General features: G+C 70.5%; 8 protein-coding genes. All 8 read left to right on the forward strand.

Going from position 1 to position 11,234, the window contains the following annotated elements; genetic code table 11:
• The first annotated feature begins 8 nt into the window (after positions 1–8).
• Positions 9–278: a hypothetical protein gene (locus I2501_RS17410; protein WP_196195069.1), complete on the forward strand. Its 270-nt coding sequence runs from the start codon at positions 9–11 to the stop codon at positions 276–278.
• Positions 279–425: 147 nt separating this feature from the next.
• Entirely contained in the window at positions 426–1,526 is a 1,101-nt protein-coding gene (locus I2501_RS17415; RefSeq protein ID WP_196194950.1) for a cytochrome c oxidase assembly protein, read from the forward strand.
• Between the two features lie 252 nt (positions 1,527–1,778).
• Positions 1,779–2,441, forward strand: a complete 663-nt coding sequence (locus tag I2501_RS17420; RefSeq protein ID WP_196194951.1) for a GNAT family N-acetyltransferase — start codon at positions 1,779–1,781, stop codon at positions 2,439–2,441.
• Positions 2,442–2,538: 97 nt separating this feature from the next.
• Positions 2,539–4,098, forward strand: a complete 1,560-nt coding sequence (locus tag I2501_RS17425; RefSeq protein WP_196194952.1) for an MFS transporter — start codon at positions 2,539–2,541, stop codon at positions 4,096–4,098.
• Positions 4,099–4,210: 112 nt separating this feature from the next.
• Positions 4,211–5,239 carry a YihY/virulence factor BrkB family protein gene (locus I2501_RS17430; RefSeq protein ID WP_196194953.1) on the forward strand — a complete coding sequence of 343 codons (1,029 nt, stop codon included), beginning with the start codon at positions 4,211–4,213 and terminating at the stop codon, positions 5,237–5,239.
• A gap of 83 nt (positions 5,240–5,322) precedes the next feature.
• The gene (gene pip / locus I2501_RS17435) at positions 5,323–6,339 is read left to right on the forward strand and encodes a prolyl aminopeptidase (RefSeq protein WP_196194954.1); all 1,017 of its coding nucleotides are present in this window, start codon (positions 5,323–5,325) and stop codon (positions 6,337–6,339) included.
• 168 nt (positions 6,340–6,507) lie between these two features.
• The gene (locus tag I2501_RS17440; protein ID WP_196194955.1) at positions 6,508–7,782 is read left to right on the forward strand and encodes an MFS transporter; all 1,275 of its coding nucleotides are present in this window, start codon (positions 6,508–6,510) and stop codon (positions 7,780–7,782) included.
• A gap of 153 nt (positions 7,783–7,935) precedes the next feature.
• Complete coding sequence (locus I2501_RS17445) at positions 7,936–11,214, forward strand: non-ribosomal peptide synthetase (protein ID WP_196194956.1); 3,279 nt, start codon at positions 7,936–7,938, stop codon at positions 11,212–11,214.
• The last annotated feature ends 20 nt before the right edge of the window (positions 11,215–11,234 follow it).

Below are 11,234 nucleotides of genomic sequence, written 5' to 3' on the forward strand. Positions count from 1 at the left end.
GGGATCCCTTGCGTCGACTTACAGGACCTGGCGGCCGCGCCGAGACCGGCCTGACCAGCGCACCCGTGATCGACCCGACGACCCAGCGACCGGCGGGCGTGATCACCCTCACCCACCTGCTGCACGCGCGACTGCACGACCTCACCGAGGAGCACCACCGCGAACGCGTCCTGCCACGCCCGGCAGGCGACGACCGGATCACCGCGACCGCCTCCGGGGCGGCGGCGCGCACACGGCTTCCGCACCCTGGTCGAGGAGCCGCCCGGCTGCCCGGATAGCGTTGTCCTCGGCCCACGGGTCACCGGCGCGAACCGCCGGAGTCCGCCGACACGCCGCCCCGCAGCTCACCGCGGGTCACCGCCGCCCACCGCGGCCCACAGAACTGAACAAGCACTGCCCGCCCACCTCCCTCGAACGGAGGCGACATGCACGTCGCCCTCGGCTACGCCGGACCGCCAGCCTGGACCCTGTCCCGGGTGCTCGGCAGCTGGCAGCTCGAACCCGCGGTCGTGACCATCTCCCTGGTGGCCGCCGTGGCGTACCTCATCGGCGTCGTGCGTGTCGGCAGAAGCGGCGTCGGCAGAAGCGGTGGCGGGTCCTGGCCGCTGCAGCGCACCGTCGCGTTCTTCGGCGGGCTGGCCCTGTGGATCGTCGTCTGCTGCTCCGGCCTGGGCGTCTACGAGCGGTACCTGTTCACCGACCGCGCGGTGCAGGCGGTGCTGCTGCTCATGGTCGTCCCGCTGCTGCTGGCGCTCGGCGCGCCGGTCAGCCTGCTGGTCCAGGCGCTGCCCGAGCGGCTGCGCCCCCGGCTGGAGGCGGCGCTGGCCGGGCGGGTGTCGCGGGTGCTGATGTTCCCGCTGGTGTCGACGGTGGTGCTGATCGTGCCGCCGTGGCTCTTCTACTTCACGTCCTGGTACCAGAACTCGCTGACGTCCTCGGCCTGGAACATCGCCTTCCATCTCGGCTTCGTGGCCTTCGGGCTCGCGTACTTCTGGCCGCGCCTGCAGATCGACCCCGTGCCGCACCACTACCACCCACTGCTGGGCGTGCTGATCACGATCGCGGAGGTCATCTTCGACGCCGCGCTCGGCTTCGTCCTGGTCTTCGGCGGGCACCTGCTGGCCTCGCACTACTGGGACTCCCTGCACCGTCCCTGGGGCTGGACCCCGGAGCAGGACCAGAAGTGGGGCGGCGCGGTGCTGTGGGGCCTCGGCGACATCGCGGGTGTGCCGTTCATGGTGGCGCTGATCATCCGCGTGGTGAAGGAGGAACGCCTCCGCACCCGCGCCGTCGACGAGGAACTCGACCGGATCGAACAGGAGGCCGCGTCGGCGGCCCCGGTCACCGTCGCATCCACGTCCGGGTCCGGGACTGGGTCCGCTACCGGGTCCGCGACCGAGGCCGACAAGGTCGCGCCCGCCGCACCGGTCGCGGTCCCGGAGCAGCCGGAGACCTCCCGCCCCTGGTGGGAGACCGACCCACGCCTGGCCCACCGCTACGGCTCCGCCCGCGACGCCGAGGACTGAGGGCGCGGAGAGCTGAGCGCGTGGGGAGTTGAGCGCGCAGGGAGCTGAAGGCATGCAGAAGCCCCGGCATGCACGGGGGGAACATGCCGGGGCTTGCCAGCCGCTCAAGACCAGCCAGAGAACCATATCGCCGCAGGTCAGGCCGGGGAAAGTAGCGGGGTGGCACCCCTCCCAGTGGTTCTCCCCCGGGCACGACCGGCGCCGGCCGAAATCGCCTTGCTCTCCCGGGCCGCGCGCCCAAGAATCGCCGCCATGAGCGATCCCGGCACGAGCGATGAAGCGCCCGTCGACTTCTCCCACAAGCCCGTCCTGACCGGCAGCAGGGTCGTGCTGCGGCCGTTCCGGCTCGACGAGGACGCCGAGGTGATCCGCGACTTCCTCACCGACCCGGAGGTGGTCCGCTTCACCGACGGCCGGCCGGTGACCGAACGCCGGGCCTGGACCGAGGAGTCGGAGCAGGGCATGCGCGCCTGGTACGGCACCCGCAACGAGCAGGCCGACCGGCTCGACCTGGCCGTCGTCGACCGGGACACGGGTCGCTGCGTCGGCGAGGTCGTGCTCAACGAGTGGGATCCCGACAACCAGAGCTGCAACTTCCGCATCCTGCTGGGCTCCAGCGGCCGCGACCGGGGCCTCGGTACGGAGGCCACCCGGCTGATCGTCAGCCATGGCTTCGAACGGCTGCGCCTCCACCGCATCTCGCTCTCCGTCTTCGACCACAACCCGCGTGCCCGGCGCGCCTACGCGAAGGTCGGCTTCGTCCTGGAGGGCACCTCCCGCCAGGCGCTGCGCCTCGGCGACACCTGGGTGGACGACCACCACATGGCCGTGCTGGCCCACGAGTGGCGTCGCCACCGCGGTCACCCGGAGACCGCAGCGGCGGCCTCGGTGGAAGGCGCGGCGGGCACCGCGTAGCGCGGCCCCGGACCCTCCCGGCGCGACAGAAGCCCGGCCGCGGGCAACGCTGGAAGGGATGCACGTCCGGGGGAAGCGGCGCCGGGAGGCGAAGCGTATGGAGAAGAAGTGGTGGACTCTGCTGGCGGTCTGCGTCGGCACGTTCATGCTGCTGCTCGACGTCACCATCGTCGTGGTCGCGCTGCCCGACATCCAGCGCGCGCTGCATGCGGGCTTCAGCGACGTCCAGTGGGTGGTCGACGCCTACGCGCTCGCGCTCGCCTCGTTCCTGCTGACCTCCGGCGTGCTGGCCGACCGGTACGGGCGCAGGCGGCTGTTCGCGATCGGGCTGGTGATCTTCACCGCCGGGTCGTTGCTGTGCGGGCTGGCGCAGTCCTCCCTGATGTTGATCCTCTCGCGTGCGGGGCAGGGCGTCGGCGGCGCGATCATGTTCGCCACCTCGTTGGCGCTGCTGGGCCACAGCTTCCGGGGCAGGGACCGAGGGATCGCGTTCGGGGTGTGGGGCGCGATCACCGGGGTGGCCGTCTCGCTGGGTCCGATCCTCGGCGGCCTGATCACCACCGGGATCAGCTGGCGCGGAATCTTCCTGGTCAACGTCCCCATCGGCGTCGCCGCGTGGGTCGTGACCCGGTGGCGGCTGGACGAGTCGCGCGCGCCGCACCCCGGCAGGCTCGACCTGGCGGGCTTCGCCCTGCTGACGGCGGGCCTGGTCGGGCTGGTCTACGGTCTGATCCGGGCCGGTGAGACGACTTGGGGCAACAGCGGGGCGATCACGGCGCTGGCCATCGGCGGCGCGCTGATCGTCGCCTTCGTGCTGGCCGAACTCAAGGTCGCCAACCCGATGTTCGACATGAGCCTGTTCCGCAAGCCGACCTTCGTCGGCGGCCTGGTCGCGGCCTTCGCCATGAACGGGTCGCTCTTCGCGATGCTGCTCTACATCGTGCTGTACCTCCAGGACGTGCTGGGCTACTCGGCGCTGGAGACGGGGACGCGGCTGCTGGTCAACAGCGGGGCGATGCTGGTGGCCGCCACGCTGGCGGGCCGGCTGAGCGAGCGCGTCCCCGCGCGGTGGCTGATCGGTCCCGGGCTGATCGCTGTGGGCGTCGGGTTGTTGCTGATGAGCGGCCTGAACGGGAGCAGTACCTGGACGGACCTGATCCCCGGCTTCATCGTCTCCGGGATCGGCGCGGGCTTCGTCAACCCGCCGTTGGCCTCCACCGCCATCGGCGTGGTCGAGCCGGAGCGGGCGGGCATGGCGTCCGGGATCAACTCGACCTTCCGGCAAGTGGGGCTGGCCACCAGCATCGCCGCGCTCGGCTCGATCTTCGCCAACGAACTGCAGCACAAGCTCACCTCCGCCCTGGCGACGACGCCGCTGGCGCCGAGGACGGGGCAGATCATCGCCGCCGTCCGCCAGGGCCAGGGACCGGGCACGTCGGGCGCCACCGCCCTGCCGGCGCCGCTGCAGGCCACGCTCCAGTCGGCGGTCCGGTCGAGCTTCACCGGCGCGCTCGACACGCTCTTCGTCGTCACGGCCGTCCTGGCGCTGGTCGGCGGGGTGCTCTCGGCGCTGCTGATCCGCACCAAGGACTTCGCCCACCGCCAGCCGGAGGGCCAGGAGAGCCCGGTGCGCAGCGGCGAGGCGGGGCGGAGCTGACGGGTCCACCCGAGATGAGGGTTCTGCCCGAGGTGAGGGTTCTGCCCGACGTGCGGGTGTAGGGCGCGGCAGCGCGGGCAGATGACCGGACGGGGCGGCACCGGAGGAAGCCATGAACGCCGTCGAGCGTGCAGTCCGCCGGATCGACGCCTGGCAGCAGCGTCACCGTGCGCCGGGCTTCGTCCTCGGCGTCGTGCACAAGTTCGGGGACGACCGCTGCGGGCAGCTGGCCGCGCTGATCACCTACTACGCGTTCGCCGCGCTCTTCCCGCTGCTCCTGCTGCTGACGACGGCCCTCGGCTTCGCGCTGCGCGGGAACCCCTCCCTCCGTGCCGACGTGCTGAACTCGGCGCTGGCCGACTTCCCGGTCATCGGCGACCAGTTGCGCGCGAACGTACACAGCCTCCAGGGCAGCCTGATCGCGGTGACCTTCGGCTGCCTCGGCCTGCTCTACGGCTCGCTCGGCCTCGCGCAGAGCCTGCAGTTCGCGATGGCGCAGGTCTGGAACATGCCGAACGTGCGGCGGCCGGGCTACCTCCCGAGGATGGCCCGCTCGTTGGTCCTCATCCTCACGCTGGGCGTGGGCCTGCTGCTGGTCTCCACCGGCACGGCACTGCTGAGCGGGCTGTCCGGACCCGGACCCGTCGTCACGGCGCTGGGCCTGCTCGGCTCGGCGGTGCTCAACACCGGCCTGTACCTCGCCTGCTTCCGGCTGCTCACCCCGCACGACGTCCCGTGGCGGCGGCTGCTGCCCGGCTGCCTGCTGGCCGGTCCGTGCTGGACCGCGTTGCAGGTCTTCGGCGGTGTGCTGGTCGCGCACGAGCTGCGGCACACCACGCAGGTGTACGGGGTCTTCGGCACCGTCCTCGGCCTGCTGTGGTGGATCTACCTCGGCGCGCAACTGTCGCTCTACGGGGCCGAGGTGAACGTCGTCGCGATGCGGCGGCTCTGGCCGCGCTCGCTGGTGCAGCCGCCGCTGACCCGCGCCGACGAGCACGTGCTCGACGCGATCGCCCTCCAGGAGCGCAGGCGTCCCGAGCAGCGCGTCGAGAGTCACTTCCGGCGTGATCCGGCGCGCGGCCGCAGGCACCCGGAACCCCGCGAGAAGGAGCCACCGAAGCACGGGCCCGCCAAGACCTGATCCGCGAGATCCACGACGGCTTGCTGACTCATGGTCAAAAACTGTTCGTAGCCAGGCTCATCCGCTCCCTAGGATGGTCGGTCATGGTTGACTTCTATCCTCCGACCGGCCCCTACGACAGCGGCTACCTCGACACCGGGGACGGCAACCGCATCTACTACGAGCAGCTCGGCAACCCGAAGGGCAAGCCGGCGCTCAATGTCCACGGCGGCCCGGGCGCCGGTGCGACGCGTCGGCCCACGCGGGCCTGGGACCCGGAGTGCTACCGCATCATCCGCTTCGACCAGCGCAACTGCGGCCGCAGCACCCCGCACGCCAGCGATCCGGCGGCGGACATGAGCCTCAACACCACGCAGCACCTGATCGACGACATGGAGCGGCTGCGCGAACACCTGGGCATCGAGCGGTGGTTGCTCAACGGCGCGTCCTGGGGATCGACGCTGATCCTGGCCTACGCGCAGCAACACCCGGAGCGGGTCAGCGAGATGGTCATCCAGGCGATCACCACCTCCCGCCGGTCCGAGCTGGACTGGCTCTACCGGGGTGCCGGGAACTTCCAGCCCGAGGCCTGGGACCGGTTCCGCGACGGCGTCCCCGAGGACGAGCGCGACGGCGACCTGCTCGCCGCCTACGCCCGGCTGATGGAGAACCCGGACCGCGCCGTCCGCGCCAAGGCCGCCGCCGACTGGCTCACCTGGGAGGACGCCGTCATCTCCAACGAGCCCAACGGCATCCCCGGCATGTACAGCGACCGCGACGTCGACGCGCAGATCGCCTTCGTCCGCATCTGCGCCCACATCTTCAGCCACGGCGCCTGGCTGGAGGAGGACCAACTCCTGCGCAACGCCCACAAGCTGGCCGGGATCCCGACCGTCCTGGCGCACGGCCGCCACGACATGGGCTGCCCGCCGCAGACCGCCTGGGAGCTGGCGAAGGGCTGGCCGGACGTGCGCCTCCACATCGTCGAGGACTCCGGCCACACCGGTGGCGAGGTGATGGGGCAGATCGTCCGGACGGCGATCGAGGACTTCAAGAACCGCTGGCATCCCATTTACGACAATCCCCGTAGTTCAGCGGGAATTTCCCGGTGTACGGCATGACGTCACCTTTCCGTCCGCCGCGCTGCAAGGGGACTGTTTAAACCTGCCGGGGCCGTTGACATCGTTATGCACAACCATAGGCTTGGTTCGTACATGCAACACGTGGGCCGCACCGGTACTTGACGCCGAGGCTGGTAAACCCACCACCGAACGGGGGAGCAACACCACGTGTACAGACCAGCTGAAAGCGGCATCTCTGCAACCAACTATCGAAAACTCCTCCTTGGCAGCGCCATTTCCAATCTCGGCGACGGCGTAAGCTTCGTCGCCATCCCGCTCCTCGCAGTCGCCCTGACGCGCAATCCGGCCTTACTGGCCGGACTGTCCTTCGCCTACAGCCTGCCGCGGCTGTTGATGTCCACCTTCAGCGGTGTGCTGGCGGACCGTTCGGAACGGCGCAGGATGCTCGTGGCGGTGAGCGTCCTGCGCGGGCTGCTGCTCGTCGCTCTGGCGACTGCAGTGGCCCTGCATGCGGCCTCCATCTGGATGCTGTACGGCGTCTTCGTGCTGCTCGGGCTGCTGGAGACGCTCGCCGACACCTCGGCCTTCGTCCTGCTCCCGTCCGTGGTCGAGGCTGACGGGCTGACCCGTGCCAACAGTCAACTCTCGGCCGCGCAGACCGTGCTGGACGAGATCATGGGTCCGCCCCTCGGCGGCCTGCTGATCGGCATCGGCGCAGCTCTCGCGGTGGCCACCGACGCCGCATCGTTCCTGGTGGCGGCGGTGTTCTTCTGGATGATCAGGGGGGTGTTCCGGCCGACGCGCGAGGAGCTCGCCGAGACGGCGTCGCCGAGCACCATGCGCAGCGAGCTGAAGGAGGGGCTGGCCTACCTCTTCGGCCACCGCACCCTGCTCCCGCTCGCACTCTCCAACTTCCTGGCGAACCTCGCCTACATGATGCCGTTCTCGCTGCTGGCCCTCTACGCGACCAAGAAGATCGGGCTGACTCCGGCCGAGTACGGCATCGCCCTGAGTGTGTCGGCACTGGGCAGCCTTCTCGGCACCGTCGTGGCGTCGCCACTGCAGCGACGTCTCGGAACGGTGTGGGCGCTGCGCTCCATGGTCCTGCTGGGCGTGGCTGCCTTTGCCGTGCTTGCGGTCACCTCGAGCCCCGTGGTCATGACCGTCGCGCTGGCCGTCTACTTCGTGAACTCCACGGTGTGGACGATCTGCTACAACACCTGGCGTCAGCAGCTGATCCCTGATCACCTGCGGGGCCGGGTCGGCGCGGCGACGCGCAGCTTCGGCCTGCTCGGGCTGGTGATCGGCTCCGCGCTCGCGGCCGTGGCCGGGCCGACGCTCGGGCTCCGAGCACCGTTCTGGCTTGCCGCAGGCGCCCTCGGCATCGCGGTCCTCCTTCCGCTGAGCGAAGCTCCTCAGGCTTCGGCGGAAGAGAGCGAGAACCGCTCCGTCTCCGCGGTGAGCCCCCAGACCCAGAACTAGTGGTGACCGCCGACAGGCGATCACGTGGCGAACCGTGCGATCAGGCGTGCGCGACCAGGCGTGCCTGCGGCCCGACGACCGACTGCCCCCACACCCGGTGCTTGCGTGGTGGGGCTTCGCAGGCATGCGCTCATTCGACAGGGAAGGGCTCAGATGGACAGGGAAGCCGAGATCCTGAGCAGACTCCGGCAACGGGGGATCGCGCAGGAAACGCCGGTCGACATGCCGACCCCGACCACGGTGGCAGCGACCCGGTACCAGGAGAGCCTCTGGCTCCTCGACCAGCTCGACCCCACCGGACTCGATTACGTGGTGCCCATGTCGTGGCGGCTCCTGGGCCCGCTCGACGTGAACCGCCTGCGCACCGCCTGGGACCGCCTGGTTCAGGAGCAACAGGCGCTTCGGTCCGGTCTGCGGAAGGAGGGTGGCCGGCTGCTCATCGACCCGGCACGACCGGCGCCCGTGCTTCAGGCACGGACCGGGGATCCCGCGGCGGCCTCCGACACCGCACCCATCGACCTGACCGTCTCGGCGAGTTCACGAGCAACCGTGACCGGAGCGCGGGAGGACTGGCGACTGGACATCGATGTCCACCACGCCTTCTTCGACGACTGGTCGAGCACCCTGCTGCTGCCACGGTTGGCCGAGCTGTACACGACCCCCGACAGCTCCCCGAAGCCTCCGGCGGTGAGCTTCACCGACTGGGCCGAGCAGTCGCGCAGGACGGCGGAGACACGCGAAGCGGACGACACCGCGTACTGGGCCAAGGTGCTGGACGGCGCCGACATCGACCACGGCCTCACCTGTCACGTCGAGGGAGATGACACGGCAGGCGCCGGGCGGGACGGCGGACGCGGCAGCGTGAGCGCGGTCGTGCCGCTCGACGAGCCGGAGATCGAAGCGCTGCTACGGTCCGTTGCGGACGTCGATGCCGGGCCTGCCTCGGTGCTCCTGGCCCTGTGGTGGTCGATCCTCTTCCGGGCCGGTGGCAACAGTGATCTGACGATAGGCACCCCCGTCTCCCAGCGATGGTCCCACGGCGCCGACGCGGCGATCGGACTGTGCGTGAACACGGTTCCGGTCAGACCCGGCGTCGGTGTCGGTGTCGTGCCGACCTTCCGAAGCGCCGTGCGCGCCTGCCACGCTGCGATGGCCGATGCCGTCGAGCACGCCGCACTCCCCTTCCCCGACATCGTGACCGCGGCGGGCACTCCGCGCAGCAGCGCCAAACACCAGCTCTTCCGCGCCTGGTTCGCCACCGTGGAAAGGAGCCAGGACGCGGCGGAGTTCCAGGGCCTCCGGAGCACCGCCGTCGAGGCCGGCCGGTCCGGCCCGAAGTTCGAGATCGCGCTGCACGCGCTCCGTGCTCCAAAGGGCTGGTCGCTGCTGGTCGAGGCCGACGCGCGGGAGTTCACGCAGGCCTTCGTCGACGACCTCGTGCGACGCTGCGCGGTGCTTGCGCGCCTCTCGACCGTCGAGCCCGATCAGCCGCTCTCGACCTTCACGCTCGTACCGCAGCCGCTGACGCGGAGACTTCGGGGGCCGCGGACGCCGCTCCCCCACGAACGCCTGGAGCAGTCCTTCCGGGCCCAGGTCCGGCGGACCCCCGAGCAGGTGGCGCTCGTCAAGGGCGCACAGCAGGTCACCTATGCGGAACTGGACCGCGCCAGCGACGTACTCGCGGCACGTCTCGTGGAACAGGGCGTGACCGAAAGCGCTCGGATATCCATCGCCATCGGCCGCGGCTGTCCGCAGATCGCCGCAGTGCTTGCCGTACTGAAAGCCGGTTGCACGTATGTGGCACTCGACCGGAAGAACCCGCGCGAGCGCACGTCGCGCATTCTCGACGTCGCCCGCCCCGAACTGGTCATAGCGGACAGCGAGTCGGCCGCGTCTCTCCCGGAGCCGTGGGCGCGGAGGTTGCTGGTCCTGGACGACTGGAGCGAGCTCGCAGGCACGGCCACGGCGCCGGAGCCGGTGCGCGGGCCCGAGGCGCCCGCGTACGTCACGTTCACCTCGGGTTCCACCGGCCTGCCCAAGGGCATCGAGATGCCGCACCGGGCGGTGGCGAACCTGGTGCGGTGGCTCGGTCAGACCTACGAGCCGCTGAGCCCGGGCGGCAGGCTGCTGCAGTACGCCTCGCTGAGCTTCGACATGTCCGCGGAGGAGATCTACAGCGCGCTGCACGCGGGGGCGACGCTTGTCCTGATCGACGAGGACGACCAGCGCGATGTCGCGGAGCTCGCCAGGACCTTGACCGAGCAGTCCGTCCAGATGTTCTTCATGCCGGCTCCGGCGCTTCAGCAGTTGGCCCGGTACTGCGTCGACCACGGGCTCGGGACCGCCGAACTGACCACGGTCATCAGCGAGGCCGAACAACTGGCGGCCGGCGAGACCCTACGCCGGTGGTTCGCCGGCGCGCCCCGAACACGTCTCCACAACCAGTACGGCCCGTCCGAGACGCATGTCTCCACCCGCTACTCCCTGGCCGCCGATCCGGCGGAATGGCCGGACTGGGTGCCGGTGGGCCGACCGCTCTCCAACGTGGACGTGCTGCTTCTCGACGGCTTCGGGGAGCCGGTCCTGCACGGCGCGTCAGGCGAGGTGTACCTCGGCGGCTCAGGAGTCGCGCACAGCTACGTGCGTCAACCGGCCGGGACCGCCCGCGCGTTCGTGCCTGATCCCGCAGGGGTCGTGCCCGGGGCGAGGCTCTACCGCACGGGGGACGTGGCCCGCCTCGACGCCGCGGGCGACCTCGTCTTCGTGGGTCGGCGCGACGGCCAGGTCAAGGTGCGCGGCTTCCGGATCGAAACCCAGGAGGTCCGCCTCTGCCTCAACGCCCACCCAGGGGTGAGCGACAGCTTCATCCGGACGTTCGAGACCGACGAGGGCTCCGTCGAACTCGCCGCCTATCTCGTGCCGAGCGGCCAGGAGGCGCCAGGCGTCGCGGAGTTGCGCGAGCACATGGTGGCGAACCTGCCGGAGTACATGTGCCCGCGCACGTTCAACGTCCTGTCCGAGCTTCCGCTGAACGTCAACCGCAAGGTCGACGTGGGGCGGCTGCCGGAACCGGACCTCGGCGCCCTGGCCCGGGACGCCGCAGGCGATCCGCCACAGGGCGAGACCGAGGAACAGGTGGCCGTGCTGTTCGCGGAGGTTCTGGGCGTCCCCGCGGTCGGACGCACAGACCACTTCTTCGGGCTCGGCGGCAGCTCTCTGCTCGCGACCTCCCTGGTGTGGCGGATCGAAGAGCACTTCGGCATCGAACTGTCCCTGCGCGTCTTCTACACCGAACCCACCGTCACGACCGTCGCGGCGCGGATCGACCTGCTGCGAAGCGAGTCACGCACTCGCCGGGAAGAGCCGCGGTCGGCGACGGACCCGGCGGCCATCGGCAGCCGGATTTCCGACATCCTCAGCGAGTTCCGTTGAAATGCGCCCCGGAAGGAGAA

The sequence above is a fragment of the Streptacidiphilus fuscans genome (assembly GCF_015690355.1).
Taxonomy (GTDB): domain Bacteria; phylum Actinomycetota; class Actinomycetes; order Streptomycetales; family Streptomycetaceae; genus Streptacidiphilus; species Streptacidiphilus fuscans.

Bases quoted from the DNA above. Each gene is read 5' to 3' on its own strand.
- I2501_RS17415 (WP_196194950.1), top strand. From the start codon at position 426: ATGCACGTCGCCCTCGGCTACGCCGGACCGCCAGCCTGGACCCTGTCC.
- I2501_RS17420 (WP_196194951.1), top strand. From the start codon at position 1,779: ATGAGCGATCCCGGCACGAGCGATGAAGCGCCCGTCGACTTCTCCCAC.
- I2501_RS17425 (WP_196194952.1), top strand. From the start codon at position 2,539: ATGGAGAAGAAGTGGTGGACTCTGCTGGCGGTCTGCGTCGGCACGTTC.
- I2501_RS17430 (WP_196194953.1), top strand. From the start codon at position 4,211: ATGAACGCCGTCGAGCGTGCAGTCCGCCGGATCGACGCCTGGCAGCAG.
- pip (WP_196194954.1), top strand. From the start codon at position 5,323: ATGGTTGACTTCTATCCTCCGACCGGCCCCTACGACAGCGGCTACCTC.
- I2501_RS17445 (WP_196194956.1), top strand. From the start codon at position 7,936: ATGGACAGGGAAGCCGAGATCCTGAGCAGACTCCGGCAACGGGGGATC.